General features: G+C 35.8%; 15 protein-coding genes. 9 read left to right on the top strand and 6 right to left on the bottom strand.

Annotated features, from left to right (window positions below):
• Positions 1 to 4: 4 nt before the first annotated feature.
• Entirely contained in the window at positions 5 to 547 is a 543-nt protein-coding gene (locus JNUCC52_RS09460) for a helix-turn-helix domain-containing protein (RefSeq protein ID WP_024362223.1), read from the bottom strand.
• 403 nt (positions 548 to 950) lie between these two features.
• Here JNUCC52_RS09460 and JNUCC52_RS09455 point away from each other — a divergent pair, with 403 nt between their 5' ends.
• The 6 genes from JNUCC52_RS09455 to JNUCC52_RS09430 all read left to right on the top strand — a co-directional run bounded on the left by JNUCC52_RS09455 (position 951) and on the right by JNUCC52_RS09430 (position 6998).
• Positions 951 to 1493 carry a peroxiredoxin gene (locus tag JNUCC52_RS09455; RefSeq protein ID WP_173477933.1) on the top strand — a complete coding sequence of 181 codons (543 nt, stop codon included), beginning with the start codon at positions 951 to 953 and terminating at the stop codon, positions 1491 to 1493.
• Between the two features lie 142 nt (positions 1494 to 1635).
• Complete coding sequence (locus JNUCC52_RS09450) at positions 1636 to 2088, top strand: TlpA family protein disulfide reductase (protein ID WP_337981969.1); 453 nt, start codon at positions 1636 to 1638, stop codon at positions 2086 to 2088.
• A 284-nt stretch (positions 2089 to 2372) separates the two neighbouring features.
• On the top strand, positions 2373 to 3035 hold the full coding sequence (locus JNUCC52_RS09445; RefSeq protein WP_024362220.1) for a potassium channel family protein: 663 nt from the start codon (positions 2373 to 2375) through the stop codon (positions 3033 to 3035).
• A 65-nt stretch (positions 3036 to 3100) separates the two neighbouring features.
• Positions 3101 to 5623, top strand: coding sequence for a bifunctional lysylphosphatidylglycerol flippase/synthetase MprF (gene mprF / locus JNUCC52_RS09440; RefSeq protein ID WP_337981968.1), 2523 nt, complete (start codon positions 3101 to 3103; stop codon positions 5621 to 5623).
• 179 nt (positions 5624 to 5802) lie between these two features.
• Positions 5803 to 6369, top strand: coding sequence for a GNAT family N-acetyltransferase (locus JNUCC52_RS09435; protein WP_337981967.1), 567 nt, complete (start codon positions 5803 to 5805; stop codon positions 6367 to 6369).
• Positions 6370 to 6509: 140 nt separating this feature from the next.
• Positions 6510 to 6998, top strand: coding sequence for a GNAT family N-acetyltransferase (locus JNUCC52_RS09430; protein ID WP_337981966.1), 489 nt, complete (start codon positions 6510 to 6512; stop codon positions 6996 to 6998).
• A gap of 305 nt (positions 6999 to 7303) precedes the next feature.
• On the opposite strand, the gene JNUCC52_RS09425 is transcribed toward JNUCC52_RS09430, so the two are convergent.
• Positions 7304 to 7723 (bottom strand): MarR family winged helix-turn-helix transcriptional regulator, encoded by a 420-nt coding sequence (locus tag JNUCC52_RS09425; RefSeq protein WP_173477928.1) that lies wholly within the window; start codon positions 7721 to 7723, stop codon positions 7304 to 7306.
• A 102-nt stretch (positions 7724 to 7825) separates the two neighbouring features.
• Here JNUCC52_RS09425 and JNUCC52_RS09420 point away from each other — a divergent pair, with 102 nt between their 5' ends.
• Positions 7826 to 8812 carry a YhdH/YhfP family quinone oxidoreductase gene (locus JNUCC52_RS09420; RefSeq protein WP_337981965.1) on the top strand — a complete coding sequence of 329 codons (987 nt, stop codon included), beginning with the start codon at positions 7826 to 7828 and terminating at the stop codon, positions 8810 to 8812.
• A 77-nt stretch (positions 8813 to 8889) separates the two neighbouring features.
• Here the strand turns inward: JNUCC52_RS09420 and JNUCC52_RS09415 are convergent, their stop codons facing one another.
• A complete protein-coding gene (locus JNUCC52_RS09415) occupies positions 8890 to 11979 on the bottom strand; it encodes an efflux RND transporter permease subunit (protein WP_337981964.1) in 3090 nt (1029 codons plus the stop codon).
• Between the two features lie 99 nt (positions 11980 to 12078).
• Here JNUCC52_RS09415 and JNUCC52_RS09410 point away from each other — a divergent pair, with 99 nt between their 5' ends.
• Complete coding sequence (locus JNUCC52_RS09410) at positions 12079 to 12906, top strand: TetR/AcrR family transcriptional regulator (protein ID WP_173477926.1); 828 nt, start codon at positions 12079 to 12081, stop codon at positions 12904 to 12906.
• Positions 12907 to 13256: 350 nt separating this feature from the next.
• On the opposite strand, the gene rnjA is transcribed toward JNUCC52_RS09410, so the two are convergent.
• Complete coding sequence (gene rnjA, locus JNUCC52_RS09405) at positions 13257 to 14924, bottom strand: ribonuclease J1 (protein WP_173477925.1); 1668 nt, start codon at positions 14922 to 14924, stop codon at positions 13257 to 13259.
• 5 nt (positions 14925 to 14929) lie between these two features.
• A complete protein-coding gene (locus JNUCC52_RS09400) occupies positions 14930 to 15139 on the bottom strand; it encodes a DNA-dependent RNA polymerase subunit epsilon (protein ID WP_173477924.1) in 210 nt (69 codons plus the stop codon).
• Positions 15140 to 15576: 437 nt separating this feature from the next.
• Here JNUCC52_RS09400 and JNUCC52_RS09395 point away from each other — a divergent pair, with 437 nt between their 5' ends.
• On the top strand, positions 15577 to 16347 hold the full coding sequence (locus tag JNUCC52_RS09395) for a Cof-type HAD-IIB family hydrolase (RefSeq protein ID WP_337981963.1): 771 nt from the start codon (positions 15577 to 15579) through the stop codon (positions 16345 to 16347).
• A gap of 189 nt (positions 16348 to 16536) precedes the next feature.
• On the opposite strand, the gene JNUCC52_RS09390 is transcribed toward JNUCC52_RS09395, so the two are convergent.
• Entirely contained in the window at positions 16537 to 17295 is a 759-nt protein-coding gene (locus JNUCC52_RS09390; protein WP_173477923.1) for a DeoR/GlpR family DNA-binding transcription regulator, read from the bottom strand.
• Between the last annotated feature and the right edge of the window lie 59 nt (positions 17296 to 17354).

The raw sequence follows: 17354 nt of genomic DNA, 5'->3' as shown, positions 1-17354 counted from the left end.
TAAGCTATAAATAAGAATCTGTTGCGACGAGTAAAATTTTCGTCTCATCGTCATGTGCATTAAAAATTTGGTGATGATCGGCTGCGTCAAAATAGAGCGCATTGCCTTCACTAGCTATATATTGTTCATTCCCTAAAACGAGACGAATACGCCCTTTGACAATATAAATAAAAGTTTCAGATAGAGACGGCTCGAATTGTTTAAATTCACCATCAGCAGCGAGTGTCAAAAAGATAGGCTCCATTTCTTTCTCATTGGATGTAGGAATGAGCCATTGAATTTCATATTTTTTTTCTTCATCAGTATAGGTTGATTGATCTTCCTCAGTGTAGACAACCTTTTGTTCTGGTGCATCATCATCAAAAAATTCTTTTGGCGTCGATCCTAAAACTTCTAATAATGAAAAAAGCGTTTCAATAGAAGGCGAATTCAAATCTCGCTCCAGTTGTGAAATATAGCCTTTACTTAGATCAGTACGTTCTCCAAGCTCTTCTTGGGTAAGACCTTTTTTCAAACGAAGTGCTTTAATTTTTCCTCCAATTTGCATCCTTTCCCTCCTAGAAGAAGTTTAGCAATCATAAACTTTCAGAAAACGAAGTTTACTTTAACGAAACTTTTAGTTTACTAAAAACATTACTATTATACATAATAATAAAAAATTTGCAATCGTTTTGAAAGAAAAAAAGTAGAAGAAATTTATAGAAAAAATGCATATGTATTTTCATGCAAATTTTTAGGCTTTTCAAGAATAAATTTGCGAAAAGAAGCGAATAACTAATGTGTAGAGTTGATTATTTTTGGGTATATGACAAATAATTGTCAATGCGTTGGAAACGATTAGCATAGAGAAGTGAACTTCGTTGAAAAACTGAGCTTTCTTTGCTATCGTAGAAGACGGTTCGCATGTGCGAATAGAATATAAAACTACATATTATTCGGAGGGATTAATAATGGCAGAACGCATGGTAGGTAAACAAGCCCCAGACTTCACAATGGAAGCAGTACTTCCAGACAAATCTTTTGGTAAAGTATCTTTAGAAGAAATTAAAGCACAAGACAAATGGACTGTACTTTTCTTCTACCCAATGGACTTCACTTTTGTATGTCCAACAGAAATTACTGCAATGAGCGATCGTTATGACGAGTTTGAAGACTTAGATGCAGAAGTAATCGGTGTATCAACTGATACAATCCACACACACTTAGCATGGATCAACACAGATCGCACTCAAAATGGGCTTGGCGATTTAAAATACCCATTAGCAGCAGATACAAACCATGCGATTTCAAAAGAATATGGTGTTTTAATTGAAGAAGAAGGTATCGCACTACGTGGTTTATTTATTATTGACCCAGAAGGCGAATTAAAATATCAAACAGTATTCGATAATAACATTGGCCGTGATGTTGATGAAACATTACGTGTACTACAAGCTTTACAAACAGGTGGTCTATGCCCAGCAAACTGGCGCCCAGGTCAAGCAACACTTTAATTACTGATTTTATAAGATAATTTTCGAGCATGCTCGAAAAAAATCTAAACACCATTACGCTAGAACGTTATGGATGCATAAAATAAATAATGGGTCCCCACGATACGCTTGTGGGGATATTTTTTTCTAGGGAGGATTTTTAATGAAACTTCGTGAACAAATGCCTGAACTAGTAGGCGCAACAACGTGGTTAAATGGGGAAGTAACAAAAGCAGAGTTAGTAGGCGAAAAACCAACTTTAATTCATTTTTGGTCAGTTAGCTGTCATTTATGTAAAGAAGCAATGCCAGATGTGAATAATTTCCGTGATCAATATAAAGATGAACTAAATGTGATTGCTGTGCATATGCCTCGTTCTGAAGAAGATACGGATTTAAATACAATTAAAGCTGTTGCGGCAGAGCATGATATTACGCAACCAATTTTTGTTGATAGTGAAATGAAGCTAACGGATGCATTTGAAAACCAATATGTTCCAGCGTACTTCGTTTTCGATAAAGATGGTCAGCTTCGTCATATGCAAGCTGGTGGAAGTGGCATGAAAATGCTTGAAAAGCGTGTAAATCGAGTGCTTGATGAAATGCGTAACGCATAATTTTGATTGTAGAAAGACGGGGATATTTACATCCTCGTCTTTTTTTAACTTCCATTATAGAAACGTGCAGATGGAATGTCATGGTATTTAAGAGATGCGTTTCAAGCGTGCTCGAAAATATTTAAATGTTGTTAAGCTTATGTATAAATAATAGTTGTATGATAGAATGTCGAAAGCTATAGATAGAATATATAAAATGGGGAATCGTATCCAGTTTTGACGATACATATGGGGAAATATAAGTTAAAATAAAGTAATTGTAGTTTTCGGAGGGATTTGTAATGATGAAAAAGGAATTTGCTGTCATTGGACTTGGTCGTTTTGGGGGAAGCATTGTTCGTGAATTAATGAGTCAAGGAGCGCAAGTGATGGCGATAGATCATTCATCAGAACGTGTGGATGAATTTGCTGCGATTGCTACTCAGGCTGTTATTGCAGATTCAACAGATGAATCGGTTTTAAATTCATTAGGCATTCGTAATTTTGAACATGTGATTGTCGCGATTGGCGAAGATATTCAGGCTAGTATTTTAACGACAATTATTTTAAAAGAAATCGGTGTTCAGCAAATTACTGTAAAGGCCCAAAATGATTATCATGAAAAAGTGCTAAGAAAAATTGGGGCAGATTTTGTCGTGCATCCTGAACGTGATATGGGGATTCGTATTGCTAATAATATGCTGTCTAATACGGTGCTCGATTATTTAGAGCTTTCAGATGAGCACTCTATCATGGAGTTAAAAGCAAATGATGCCATTGCAGGCTACTCTATTATGGATTTAGATATCCGAGCAAAATATGGCATTAACATCGTAGGTATAAAGCGTGGATCAGATATTATTGTTTCGCCACAGGCAAGTGACAAAATTTTACTTGGGGATATTATGCTTCTTATTGGTGCAGATGTGGATATAAATCGTTTTGTGAAAAAAGCGATGAAAGAATAAAAATTGGGTGCCAGGCACGCACACAATTTTAAATTTTTAAGAAAGCTTGGGAGTAGGTTTAGCACATGTTCAAAATTAGAAAAGAACCATTAATGCGGTTTCTGAAAATTTTATTTCCAATCGTACTCTTAGCGATAGCTATTTATGAAATTCAGCAATCGTTAAGTGGGGTAGATGTTCATTTACTTCGGAATGAAGTTAGTCAATTGCAAATATGGGAACTGTTATTGATTTTTGTCATCGCATTTTGTGCGATTACTCCGATGATTTTTTACGATGTCATTTTAACGAAACTACTAGGAATTAAAATGAAGAAGCGTACTTTGGTGAACAATTCATTTATCGTCAATACATTTTCGAACCTTATTGGCTTTGGTGGTTTAGTAGGCGTTTTTCTACGCAATTATTTTTATTCAAAATATAAAGAGGATCGAGAAGGTTTGCTGAAAAGTATTGCCACCGTTACTCTTTTTTATTTGACTGGCATTTCCTTACTAGCGTGGCTAATGTATATTTTCTTTTGGGATTTCCCATTGCTAAAAGAATATCGGTGGCTTTCAATTGCTGTTATTCTTGTCAGCTTATATGTTCCCGCGTTTATTGGGATGCACCTTATTCGTTATAAAAAAGGCAGCTCCTTATCCATAAAAGTTTCTTTTCAGTTAATAATTACTTCAGTAGCAGAATGGCTTGCGGTTTTTTTCGTTATTTGGATGTTAACATTAATCTTGCACATTCCTATTGAGTTAACGACCCTTATACCCATATTTTTAATAGCCTCGTGTGCTGGCATAATTAGTATGATACCAGGAGGGGTCGGCTCATTCGACCTTGTTTTTCTGTGGGGGACCCAAAGTGTAGACATAGGTGAAGAAAAAGTACTTTTCTTATTAATTTTGTATCGCGTTGGTTATTTTGTATTACCATTTTTAGTATCCGTACTATTATTTATTAAAGATTATTGGGAACGCTGGAATCGTTCTTGGGATGACTTACCGAATGTTATTTTTCAAAAAATTAGTCATAAGTTGTTAACGATATTAGTTTTTGTATCAGGTATTGTGTTATTGCTATCGGCTTCGGTACCAGGCGTTCTAAGTCGGCTAAAAATTGCCCAGGAGTTTTTATCATCACCCATTATGAATATTTCCCATCAATTGACAGTCGCAGCAGCGTTTATCCTTTTAGGGTTGTGTAGGGGAATTAATTATAAGGTGAAAAAAGCTTATCAGCTTGCAATTATTGTGCTTGGTAGTTCAGCTATATTTTCCATTATTAAAGGTTTTGATTATGAAGAAGCGATTTTTTTACTAATTGTCGCCGTGTTACTCATGGCATCGAAAAAACAATTTTATCGAGAAAGTTATGTCCTCACATGGGGTGCCATCCTATTTGACATTGCTGCTGTTATTTTCATTACTACAATGTATTTGTTAATCGGCTATGTCAACTTACCTACAGCAAAAATTCATATTCCGACAGCGTTACAATACTATATTCTTACCGACTATCGGGATTTATTTTATAGTGCAATTATTGGTATCCTCATAGCGTGTATCATTTTTTACTTCGGCTATTTTACGCGCGGACCTAAAAAAATGGAGAAGCTCCTATCAAAAGAGCAGGAAGATAAAATTAAAAATCATTTAATGGAATATAAAGGGACGGAGTTTTCTCATTTAATATTTTTGCATGATAAATTTGTATACTGGAATGAGAAAAATACAGTATTATTTGCGTATCAAATAATTGCAGATAAAATTGTTGTGTTGGGCGATCCAGTAGGTCAAGAAAGTGATTTCTTACAGGCAATGGAAGAGTTTTTAGAGTTAGCAGATAAACATGGGTATACACCTGTTTTTTATGAAATAAACAATAAAATTTTCCCTTCTTTACATGAGCATGGCTATAGCTTTTTTAAACTTGGTGAGGAAGCGTTTGTTGATTTAGAAAAATTCACGTTTACTGGTAAAGAGATGAAAAGTAGTAGGGCAGTAAAGAATAAGTTTGAACGAGAGAACTACACTGTTGCATTATTAAGCCCGCCTTATTCACAGGAAGTCATGAAAGAATTGCAAGATGTATCAAGAAAGTGGCTACAAGGAAGAGCTGAAAAGGGCTTTTCTCTTGGCTTTTTCGATGAAAACTATTTGAGTAAGTCGAACATTGCTGTGTTAAGAGGAGCTCAAGGTGTGATGGGCTTTGCTAGTATTATGCCAATGTATGACGATGGCGAAAGAATTTCCGTCGATCTTATGCGTTTTAAACCAGGAGCACCGTCTGGCACGATGGATTTCATTTTTTTATCGCTGTTTGAATGGGCGAAAGAACAAGGGTATCGCGTGTTTAATATGGGCATGTCGCCATTATCAAATGTTGGTCAATCGAGATACTCCTTTTTAAGCGAAAAAATTGCAGCACAAATATTTTTACATGGCCATTACTTCTATCATTTTAAAGGATTAAAAAATTTCAAATTAAAATATGCTGATTTTTGGGAACCAAAATATGTGGCGTACCGAAAAAAATCTTCATTACCATTTACAATGGCACAAGTAACACTATTAATCGGTCGAAAAAGAAAATAAGTAATTTTTAAATTGCAAGTAAGCATACTAGAAATGGAAATATGCTATAATTTTCCTAATTACAATGGAAGGAATGATGAATATGAAACAGCTTGGGAACGTGATTGAGAAGTAGCATATAGAGGATATGCCACTTTTCAATAGTAAAAAAATGAATAATCATTGAAAAGAGGCTGCTTATGTACACAGATCAAGAATTAAACCTTCGTCCTATCATTGAGTCAGACTTAGAGCGCATTTGGGAGCTTATTTATAAAGACGAGCAACCAGAATGGAAAAAATGGGATGCTCCTTATTTTCCACATCAAGCTAAATCATTGCATGATTTTATGTTAACATCACAGCAATTTATTAATCAGAAAAACTTTTGGGCAATCGAGGCTGATGGCATTATTTGTGGCGTTATTTCTTATTATTGGGAGCATGAGCCTTCTAAATGGTTAGAAATGGGCATTGTTTTTCATGAGTCTCATAATTGGGGCAAAGGACTTGGCACTAGAGCAATGACACTATGGATTGATCACTTATTTTCAACGATGCCACTTGTCCGTGTTGGCTTTACGACATGGTCGGGAAATAAGCGGATGATTCGCGTCGGAGAAAAATTGGGGATGCAATTGGAAGCGAAAATTCGTAAAGTACGTTTTTACGAGGGTGTCTATTATGATTCCATACGTATGGGTTTGTTAAGAGAAGAGTGGGAAGCTAGACAAGAAAGCTTAAAGGAGCTTCCAATAATGAAATAACGTTTTGGCCTGTGTTCGATATTGTATCGAAGCAGGTCTTTTATTTTTAGTAAATGGAACATATTTATGTAAAATTGTGTTTGATTTCCTGTTATAGCTTTGTCATAATAAAGAAAATTTGAATAGCGAGGCAACAAGTTATGATAATAACTGAAAATTGTAAAATACAGTCTGTGAAGCCAAACGATATTGAAGATGTTTATTCATTGTATTGTAATGAAGATGTCAGAGCCTTTCTCGGAGGGATACCAGATAAAAGCTACATTTATGCTTCTTTTGACAGCATGCTAAAGGCACCTTATCCTAATTCCTATTTTTGCATTTCATTAAAAAATAAAAATGAGTTTATTGGTTTAGTATCGATTGATGCATATCATGAAAAATCAACATATGAGCTGAGTTATCAATTTTTGCCTCAATATTGGGGCAAGGGGTATGCGTTTGAAGTATTATTAGCAGTTATCCATTATGGATTTGACAGTCTTAATTTATCGAAGATAGTTGCGGAAACGCAAACTGCAAATATTGCCTCCTGTCGTGTATTAGAAAAGTTAGGGATGCAAAAAATAATGGTTTTAGAAAGGTTTGGTCATGAGCAAGCTGTCTATCAGTTATTGAAAACAACTTAAGATGGTTAGGGGCTAAATCGGTAAGTAAAAGGCAACGCAAGTTGAAAATGGTGGAGACATTTAAGCCATGCCCGTAGAAGGCGGCTCCAGCTGTAAATTTTAAAATAATGATTGGTATTTCACATTAAATGATTGTTTATAAAGAAAAATTTCCAATGCAAATACTCAATACCCCCATCAACAAATTATGATGGGGGTTACTTTAATTTTATACTACGAACATAAATAGTTAGAGAAAGTTACAACCTTTAATCTACGTTCAAGTACTGTTCCATCTATTTGTTAAAAGAACATAGGTTGTATAATCAAAACTCAGACTTTATTATTACTTCTAATGCTTTTTTTAACACTTCTTTATCACTGTCTGTCAAGTTTTGAAGTACCTTATTATTTAACTTAATGGTTGCAGCTTCAACTTCATCTCTAATTTCTTTAGATTTTTGAGTAGCCATTACTAAAACATTTCTACGATTTTTTGGATCTACCGAACGCTCTATTAATTCAGCTTTTTGCATTTTATCTAATATTCCTGAGACAGTAGGGGCTTCTAAAAAAACCATTTCTCCGATTTGTTTAGGAGATAATTGCCCTTCTCTCCACAAACAATTCAACACACCGTATTGAGCAGGTGTTACACCATACTCTTCTAAAAGCTTACTGAAATATTTAAAAACTTTATTCTGACTAGCACTTAGTAAAAAGTTCATGCAATCTTTTAATTCCATAGCATCTCCTCCGTATTGACATTACCTATAATATCATGTTAGTTTTTGATAAGAAACATTTTTGGTGCAAAAATGTTTTGTATCAAAAGGAGGGAAATATCAATGGATACATTCAAAGCAATTGTTGTAAAAGAAAATCATGATCAAGTAATTTATGGTTTGGAAGATGTTAATCTCGACAGTCTCTCTGATGGTGAGGTTTTAGTTAAGGTAGCGTATTCTTCAATAAATTATAAAGACATGTTGGCTGTTCAAAAAAATGGAGGAGTTATTCGGAATTATCCGATGATCCCAGGCATTGATTTAAGTGGAACCATTGTTCATACGACAGATAATCGTTACACAGAGGGACAGAAAGTGATTGTTACAGGCTTTACGATGGGTATGAGCCATACAGGCGGGTTTGCAGAATATGCAAGAGTTTCTGGAGATTGGATTGTTCCATTACCAGTCAATCTCTCGTTAAAGGATGCTATGATTTTTGGAACAGCTGGGTTTACTGCTGCTCTTTCAATCATAGCATTAGAGGAGAAAGGTATGGATTTAAATAAAAACCCTAGGATTCTAGTCACTGGTTCAACTGGTGGAGTAGGTAGTATAGCTTTACAGATTTTAGCTAAAATCGGCTACAAAAATATTACTGCTTTAGTTCGAAAAGAACATCAGAAAGAGGTAGCAAAATCTTTAGGAGCTACCAATGTTATTTTCGTAAATGAATTAGGAGAACAAAATAAGCCATTAAATAAACAAAATTTTGATTTTGTCCTAGATACTGTTGGTGGGGATATTGCTTCTGTATTAATTTCTCAAATTTCCTACGGTGGAAGTATGAGTATGTGTGGGAATGCAGGTGGTATAAAACTAGCATCAACCGTGTTGCCATTTATACTTAGAGGAATTAACCTTTTGGGAATTGATTCTGTAAATGTACCAATTGAAGATCGTGATTATATTTGGGAGAAAATAGCGAATGAATGGAATATTTCTCAAACAACTCTCATCAATGAAATTTCACTTGAAAAATTACCCCATACAATTGAAGCAATTAAGAATGGCCAACATTTGGGTAGAACAATTATTAAATATTAAGAATACTTTTAGTTATCACAACGTAAAAAGAGGGCACTCCATTTCTGGAATGCCCTCTTTTGCATTGCTAAGATTAATTAATTTTCTTCAATATCTTTACGGTTTTTCTTTAACATTTTTGATAGCATTTCATACACAATTGGTACGACTACTAATGTTAATAATGTAGAAGATAATAAACCGCCGATTACTGTAATGGCAAGGTCTTTGGAAATTAATCCGCTACCGCCACTGCCTAGTGCCATTGGAATCATTGCACCGATTGTTGCAATAGCAGTCATTAAAATTGGACGTAAACGCGTTGCACCTGCTTCTAAAATTGCTTCGCGCATACCGAGACCGTCGCGCTCCATATGGATAATGCGGTCAACAAGTACGATGGCATTTGTGACAACGATACCTATTAACATTAATAGACCCATCATAACTGAAACAGAAATTGTTTGATTTGTTACGTATAAGCCAACAAATGCACCAATTACCGCAAACGGTAATGAGAAGAGGATTGCAAATGGTGCTAAGCCTTCACCAAACGTTACGACAAGAATGAAGTAAACGATGGCAATTGCGGCTAACATAGCTACGCCAAGTTGTGTGAATGTTTCCTGCATATCTGCAGCTACACCTGATACGCCTGTTGTCACACCTTTAGGTAAGTCTAACTTATCAATTTTCTTATCTGCTGCAGTTGTTGCTTTTGAAATATCATCGCCGATAATTGTGGCAGATACAGTTGCAAAGTATTCACCTTTTGAGCGTGATAATGAATTAAGTGTTGTACCTTCTTCAACATCCACTAATTCACCAATAGACATCGTTGTGCCTAAAGCTGTTTTAATTTCAGTTTTTAGAACATCATCGATTGATAAGGCTGCTGCCTTTGCATCGCGTTTTACAATAACATTAATGTCTTTACCATCACGTTCAACTGTTGTTAACACTTCTTGTGATGTTGTAGAATTTAAAGCCATGACGATTTGAGCAGTCGTTAAACCATATTGTAAGACATTTTCTTGCTCTACTTTTAAGACATGCTCTACATAAGGGTCTTCATTATCGGATTTAACATCCTCTAAACCATCAACATCTTTTAACGTTTCTTCAACGTCTTTTACAGCACTACGTAGGTTATCTAAGTTTTCGCTGTATAATGTGTAGCTAACTTCGTTTGAAGACATAGACATTGATGAGAAGTTTTGGCTTTTCCATTCACCTGATTGGTCAATGTTAAAGACGTAATCTTCTACTTCTTCACGTGCTGCAGGGAAGTCCTCCATCTCTGGATCAAAGATTAGGTACATTAATGCACCGCCAGCTCCGCCACCCATCATCATTGTTGCAGGGTCTGCATTTGTAGCATCTGTAATAGAAACTTGTAAAATATCAATATCTTTACGTTTCATTAATTCTTGCTCTACTTTTGCCACATTTGCTTCTGTTTCATCGTTTAACTCACCAGTACCAGGTGTATATGTTAAGTACATCACCTTTTCCTCTTGAGATCCCATGAAACTGAAACCGATTAATGGTGTGAGGGCAAGTGAACCAACAAGCATTAAAATCGCAATCGTAGACGTAATGATTTTATGATTTAACGCTTTTTCTAATACACCTCTGTACCATGTAGCTAATTTACCAACTTCTTGATGTTGACTTTCTTTTTTCTCACCATATATTTTTTTACGGAATAAGAAATGAGATAAAGCTGGTACGATTGTAATCGCTACTAATAATGACGCACCTAAAGCAAATGTCATTGTTAAGGCGAATGGCATGAATAATTCGCCAACCATACCACCAACGAAAATAAGTGGAGCAAATACCGCTACTGTAACTAATGTAGAAGACAAGATTGGTTTAAACATTTCGATTGTCGCTTCACGGATAAGGGCGCGACCTGTTAATTTTTCTTGTTTTAAGTGGATACGTCGATAAATATTTTCAACTACGACAATGGAGTCATCAATAACCCGCCCAATTGCAACGGTAATTGCACCAAGTGTCATAATATTTAACGTAATATCCATCCAGTTTAGTAATAGTAAAGCCATGAATACAGAAACTGGAATAGAAATAATTGAAATAATTGTTGACTTGAAATCGCGTAAGAATAGTAAAATAATTAATACAGCTATAGCGCCACCGAATACTGCCTTTTCAATCATTGTGAAGACGGAATCTTCAATTGGCGCACCTTGGTCAAGTGAGATATCTACTTTTAAGCCGTCAATTCTTTTTTCTTCATCTTTAATAAGGTCTTTTACTGCATTTACGACAGTTACTGTATTTGCATCTTGACCTTTCACGATTTGAATCGCAATGGCATCTTTACCATTTGTGCGTGAAACAGATTGTACTTTACCTTCAACTTCAATCGTTGCAATATCACCTAAGCGAACGAATGGAGAAGGTTGTGTTGCTGAAGGTGTGACTGGTATCAATAAATCTTTTAATTCATCAACAGATTTAACTTTACCATCTACGGAAACCGCTTGTTCACCAACCGTAAATTGATATAAACCGAGTGATAGAGACATATCACTTGCTTGGATCATTTGTTTGACAGTATCCTCAGTTAAGCCGAGAGCAGCCATTTTTTCTTCGTCATATTTAAACGAAACTTGTTCAATATGTTGACCAGTAATAGTTGCAGAAGCAACACCGTCGATTTTTTCGATTTTAGGAAGTAATATATCTTCTACTGTTGATGTCAGATCAACGATATCTTCCTTAGAGCTACTTACTGATAATGCGACAACAGGCATCATGTTCATGCTAATCGCCATAATTGTAGGTTCTTGTGCACCTTCAGGAAGTTTCACATTATCTAAAGCTGACTCTAACTGGCGTTTTTTTTCATCCATATCAATGCCATAGTCATATTCAACTTGAACTTGTGCAATGTTGGATGAAGAAGTAGAGTAAACTGCCTTAACATCCTCTAAACTTTCGATTGATTTTTCAAATGGAATGGAAAGTTCATTCATGACTTGTTCAGGCGTTGCACCTGGATAAACGCCCATTACAATTAAGTATGGAATCGATATATCAGGGATTGATTCCATTTTCATTCTTGTACCTGAATAAATACCAGAGACAGTGATGATAATTGTTAATAACCACACTGCCAATTTGTTCTTCAATACAAAATTAACTAAACCTTTCACCTTCACACCTACCCTTTATTGACTTACTAGATTCAATTATTTATAATAATGACTAATCGGTCATTTGTCAATGAAATGCATTAGGAGAGATTTAAAAATATGTCAAAAAAGCAACTGATTATGGAGAAAGCATTAGAACTGTTTTCTGAACAAGGCTTTGAAGCAACGTCTGTGCAGCAAATTACAGAGCGCTGTGGGATTTCTAAAGGGGCATTTTATTTGTCTTTTAAAACAAAAGATGAATTACTTTTTTCAATGGTTGACTACTTCCTACAGCAATTTATAGCGGATATTGACCAAGTAGTCAGAAACATGAACAACAAAGATGTAGTATTGGTAGATTTTTATAAAGGTATTTTTCAAGCGTTTAAAAAACATTCAGCTTCTTCGCGTGTGTTTTTTAATGAAAAAGTTTTTCTTACAAAAAAAGAGCTGTTTCATAAAGTAAGTGCTTATGAAGCGGATATGTCGAAGTTTATCGTCCAGATGCTTGAAGAGCTTTATCGAGAAGAGCTACAAGAGACGATATATGATGTTATGTATTGTGTAAAAGGATTTGTGAAAGGCTATGCCGAGCTGTTTATGTTCTCAAATTTGCCGCTTGATTTAGATCAATTGGCAAAATCATTAGCCGAAAAGACAGATATTATTGCTCGTCATACGACAATTCCTTTTATTACAGAGGAACTCGCACAAATAGTCGCAAGACCTTGTGAAGAGGAAGTCACGCAACAATCCTTATTGCAGTTAATCGAACAAAACATCCAGAACTTAGAGCCATCTATTGAGCGAGAATCATTAGAGCTATTAAAAAGTCAAGTAGAACACCAAACATACAGTAAACCGATTATTAAAGGTCTAATTGAAAATATTCGCCTACAACCAGGGTGTCAATGGATCGCATATGTATTAGATAAATATTTCTAATTGTACACATTGAATTAGAATTGTTCACAAGAAGTAATAGTGAGCAATTCTCTTTTTTATGGATTGAACAAGATATTTCGTTTTTAATGGGGAAGGAAGCATATTCTAATACTATATACGTTCGTTGTTAAAGGAGGTTTCAATATTTTAGTAATTTATTTCATTAAATTTGAAATCGTTCAAAAAAGCCTCTTCGCGTAACTAGTTGGAAGGATAAGTCATTGAGTATCGGTAACCTAATTGAACGGCGTCTAACTACATACTGCAACTCTATAATATTATGGAAATAAAATAAAGTGTATAAACAGAAAAAGCTACGCAAATAATGCGTAGCTTTCTAATTTAAAAGATTATACTTCCATAATAATCGGTAAAATCATCGGACGACGTTTAGTTTTCTCGAATAAGTAAGGCCCTAAAACGTCTGTAATTTCATTTTTAAGCTCAGTCCATTGTGGCGTTTTGCTTTGAATGGTTTCGTTAAGATGACGGTTCAGCATTTTTTGTGCTTCATTAATCATCGTACCTGATTCACGCATATAAACAAATCCACGTGAAATAATATCAGGACCAGAAACAATTTTTTGGTTTTCCATATCTACGCTTACAACCACTATTACTAAACCTTCTTCGGAAAGTATACGGCGGTCGCGCAGTACGATATTACCAATATCTCCAATGCCGTTACCATCAATATATACATCGCCAGAAGGGATACGACCTGCAACATGTGCTTCATTTGCACTTAATGCAAGTACATCACCATTTTCCATTACGAAAGTATTTTCAAGTGGCACATCACAATCTTCTGCTAAATGTGTATGCATTTTTAACATACGGAATTCACCGTGAATAGGCATAAAGAATTTTGGTTTCATTAATCGAAGCATTAGCTTTTGTTCTTCTTGTGATCCATGACCAGATGTATGGATATTATTTAATGCACCGTGAATAACTTCAGCGCCAGCACGGAAAAGTAAATTAATGATTTTATTTACGCTAACTGTATTACCTGGTACAGGTGAAGAAGAGAAGACAACTGTGTCCCCAGGCTGGATTTGAATTTGACGGTGTGTACCGTTGGCAATGCGAGATAGAGCAGCCATTGGTTCACCTTGAGAGCCTGTACATAAAATCATCACTTCGTTGGCAGGTAAACGGTTAATGCTTTGGGCATCAATAAATGTATCTTTTGGTGCGTTGATATAACCAAGTTCACGACCGATTGTAATGGCATTATCCATAGATCGACCGAATACGGCGATTTTGCGTCCGTATTTTATGGCTGCATCTGTTGCTTGTTGCAAACGGTGAATATTTGATGCGAATGTTGCGAAAATAATACGACTATCAACCTTGCGGAAGATTTCGTCAATACTTTTCCCAACTGTACGTTCAGACATTGTGAAATTTGGTTTTTCAGCATTCGTACTATCAGATAGTAGGCACAGCACACCGTCACGACCGATTTCGGCCATTTTTGTTAAGTTTGCTGGCTCGCCTACTGGAGTAAAGTCGAATTTAAAGTCACCTGTATGCACGATATTGCCAGGAGGTGTTTTTACGACGATACCATAAGCATCTGGAATACTATGCGTTGTTCTAAAGAAGCTTACAGATGTTTTTCTAAATTTAATAACATCATCTTCTTTAATTTCGATTAGTTTAGTTGTACGTAGTAAACCATGTTCTTCAAGTTTGTTGCGCAATAAGCCAAGTGCAAGCTTACCACCATAAACGGGAACATTCACTTGACGTAGTAAATAAGGGATACCACCAATATGGTCTTCGTGTCCGTGTGTTATAAATAACCCTTTAATTTTATCGACGTTTCGTACTAAATACGTGTAATCAGGAATAACATAGTCGATTCCGAGTAAATCGTCTTCTGGAAATTTTATTCCGGCGTCAATTAAGATGATTTCATCTTGAAATTGAACGCCGTAAGTGTTTTTGCCGATTTCGCCCAGTCCGCCGAGCGCGAAAACAGCTGCTTGGTCATTTTTAACAAACTTCATGTTTGTTAAATTTCCTCCAAGACGAAGTTCGGGCTTGCTTGTTCGTAGTCTAAATAGTTACCTTCAAGCAGTTGGATGAACTCAATGTTGTAATGACGGTCTTGTAACTTTTGACGTACTTCACGTTCTGAAGCAGCTTCAAGGTATAGACTTTTAGTGTTTTCGCGAACTGGAATCTCATTTGCTTTTTCTTGATAATAAACTTTGTAAATCATAGTTTGCTCTCCTTTAATTGCGTACATTATTATTGCAGATTTGGCTATTACCACACACGTACTACAAGAAAAAACCGCGAATTTCTAGTATACTTCAAACTAATAAAGAAATGAGCGTTTGAATTTCTTGTATCTCAATACTTTAATCTTGCACTTTTCATAAGGCAGTGAGACAGTGGTTGCGCATAGTCAAATAAATGCATTTCCTTTATATTATCACGCGGCTACTCTAAAATAAAGAAAAGCCCTTCAAATAATGAAGGGCAAATGTTAGGCAATTGATTTTTTTCCGAGTACGCCGCGAAGTTGCTTCAACAATTTTTGCTTTAGTTTCTTCAGCATGGCACATCACTCCTTAGGATCATTATAATTAAAAACGATACCTGTGTAAAGTATTTTGCCTTTGCAATATATTACATAAAGAAAGGAATTATAGAATGAATAAAATTTTATTTTTTGATGTTGATGGAACACTTTATAACAGTGAAAAAATATTGCCAGCTTCGGCAAAGGAAGCGTTATTAGAGGCTCGTCGTAAAGGCTATGAGATTGCAATCGCCACTGGACGTGCACCGTTTATGATTCAATCATTGTTAGAAGAACTTGATATAAATACGTATGTGACCTTCAATGGACAGTACGTTGTTTATCGTGGTGAGGTTGTCTATACAAATGGTGTTGACAGAGATGAGTTAGCGAAAATTATTGCCTTTGGTGAAGCGCGTAATGAACCAGTTGTTTTTTTAGACGACAAGCGCATGATTGCGTCAGTTGGAGAACATAACATGGTATCTGAAAGTCTCGAAACTTTAAAATATCCATATCCAGAACTAGACTCATCTTATTATATGCAGAACGATGTTTATCAAACACTGATTTTCATGGAAGAGAAAGATGAACATTTATATGAGGAAGCCTTTCCGAATGTTCAGTTTGTACGTTGGCATCCATATTCATGTGATATTTTACCTAAAGGAGGCTCGAAGGCTGCGGGGATAGAAAAAGTGCTTGCAAAAATGGGGCTCACGTTAGAAGATGCCTTTGCTTTTGGTGATGGGATTAATGATATCGAAATGTTAGAGGCTGTTGGCACAGGCGTAGCGATGGGAAATGGTCATGAAAGAGTCAAGGCAGTTGCTTCACATATTACAGATCATGTAGATGCGGACGGACTTGCGAAAGCGATGCGCTATCTGAAGATTATCTAAGTGCCAGTCACCCAAACAATTCTGAATTTTTATGGCACTGCTAGTAGGGCTAAATAGGTAAAAAACCCACGGAAACCCCTGCGGGAACACACGTAATGTAAGAAGCAACAGGCCACTCGACAGCGAGGGTTATAGCTTCCGTTGTGCCCGCAGAAATAACGTGGGTTTTTACTTTAGGAGCTTGTTGCGTTAAATAGCAACGACTTTTAGCTCAATTCCTGCTTCGCTATATTTCACTACCGTTTCTTTCGAGAGCGTGTTATCCGTAATAATCATATCGACCTGATTTAACGGACACACTTGAATTGCAACATCTTTATTAAATTTAGAAGAATCTGTTGCAACATAGACTGTTTGCGATATATTAATGAGCTGTTTCCTCGTCATCGCCTCTTCTACACTGAAATCGGATATACCCTTTTCTAGCGTTACCCCGCTTGCACATATAAACGCCTTATTAATATTCAAATGCTCAAATCGGAAAAGAAAATCATTTGAAGTGACCGACTTTTCTGAATGTCGTATCTTCCCGCCGATAATCATGACTTCAATATTAGAGCCAATTAAATCAAATGCCACAGGTAGAGAATTTGTAACAACCGTTAGTTTTTCCTTTCCTAAAAGAAATGGCGTCATCTGATAGGTTGTTGTGCCGCTATCAATAAATATACAATCACCATCCTCTACTAAAGATGCGCAAGCTTTTGCGATGGCAATTTTTTCTGTTAGTTGCTGCGTTAATCGATTGTCTATTAATCCTTCGACAGGTTCAATATATTTTACGCCTCCATAAAACTTCTCGATTTTCTTCTCTTGCACAAGTAGTTGAATATCTCTACGGATAGTTTCCATTGATACATTGAATTCTTTTGTTAAGGTCACTAATTTCACTACCTTATTATTGCGCACATATTGCAAAATTTGTTGCTGCCTTTCTAATGTGTACATTCAATCACCTCTATTTGTTATTTACTCAAAGTAGTAAAGACTTTGTCAACAGTTGGTCA

It is taken from the genome of Lysinibacillus sp. JNUCC-52, assembly GCF_015999545.1.
Lineage (GTDB): Bacteria > Bacillota > Bacilli > Bacillales_A > Planococcaceae > Lysinibacillus.
Note: the sequence above shows the minus strand (reverse complement) of the source record. Positions and strands in the feature narration are given on the sequence as shown.

What these genes read in the sequence shown, in the direction of transcription:
- JNUCC52_RS09460 (WP_024362223.1), bottom strand. Translation starts at nt 547, where the DNA reads ATGCAAATTGGAGGAAAAATTAAAGCACTTCGTTTGAAAAAAGGTCTT.
- JNUCC52_RS09455 (WP_173477933.1), top strand. Translation starts at nt 951, where the DNA reads ATGGCAGAACGCATGGTAGGTAAACAAGCCCCAGACTTCACAATGGAA.
- JNUCC52_RS09450 (WP_337981969.1), top strand. Translation starts at nt 1,636, where the DNA reads ATGAAACTTCGTGAACAAATGCCTGAACTAGTAGGCGCAACAACGTGG.
- JNUCC52_RS09445 (WP_024362220.1), top strand. Translation starts at nt 2,373, where the DNA reads ATGAAAAAGGAATTTGCTGTCATTGGACTTGGTCGTTTTGGGGGAAGC.
- mprF (WP_337981968.1), top strand. Translation starts at nt 3,101, where the DNA reads ATGTTCAAAATTAGAAAAGAACCATTAATGCGGTTTCTGAAAATTTTA.
- JNUCC52_RS09435 (WP_337981967.1), top strand. Translation starts at nt 5,803, where the DNA reads ATGTACACAGATCAAGAATTAAACCTTCGTCCTATCATTGAGTCAGAC.
- JNUCC52_RS09430 (WP_337981966.1), top strand. Translation starts at nt 6,510, where the DNA reads ATGATAATAACTGAAAATTGTAAAATACAGTCTGTGAAGCCAAACGAT.
- JNUCC52_RS09425 (WP_173477928.1), bottom strand. Translation starts at nt 7,723, where the DNA reads ATGGAATTAAAAGATTGCATGAACTTTTTACTAAGTGCTAGTCAGAAT.
- JNUCC52_RS09420 (WP_337981965.1), top strand. Translation starts at nt 7,826, where the DNA reads ATGGATACATTCAAAGCAATTGTTGTAAAAGAAAATCATGATCAAGTA.
- JNUCC52_RS09410 (WP_173477926.1), top strand. Translation starts at nt 12,079, where the DNA reads ATGTCAAAAAAGCAACTGATTATGGAGAAAGCATTAGAACTGTTTTCT.
- rnjA (WP_173477925.1), bottom strand. Translation starts at nt 14,924, where the DNA reads ATGAAGTTTGTTAAAAATGACCAAGCAGCTGTTTTCGCGCTCGGCGGA.
- JNUCC52_RS09400 (WP_173477924.1), bottom strand. Translation starts at nt 15,139, where the DNA reads ATGATTTACAAAGTTTATTATCAAGAAAAAGCAAATGAGATTCCAGTT.
- JNUCC52_RS09395 (WP_337981963.1), top strand. Translation starts at nt 15,577, where the DNA reads ATGAATAAAATTTTATTTTTTGATGTTGATGGAACACTTTATAACAGT.
- JNUCC52_RS09390 (WP_173477923.1), bottom strand. Translation starts at nt 17,295, where the DNA reads ATGTACACATTAGAAAGGCAGCAACAAATTTTGCAATATGTGCGCAAT.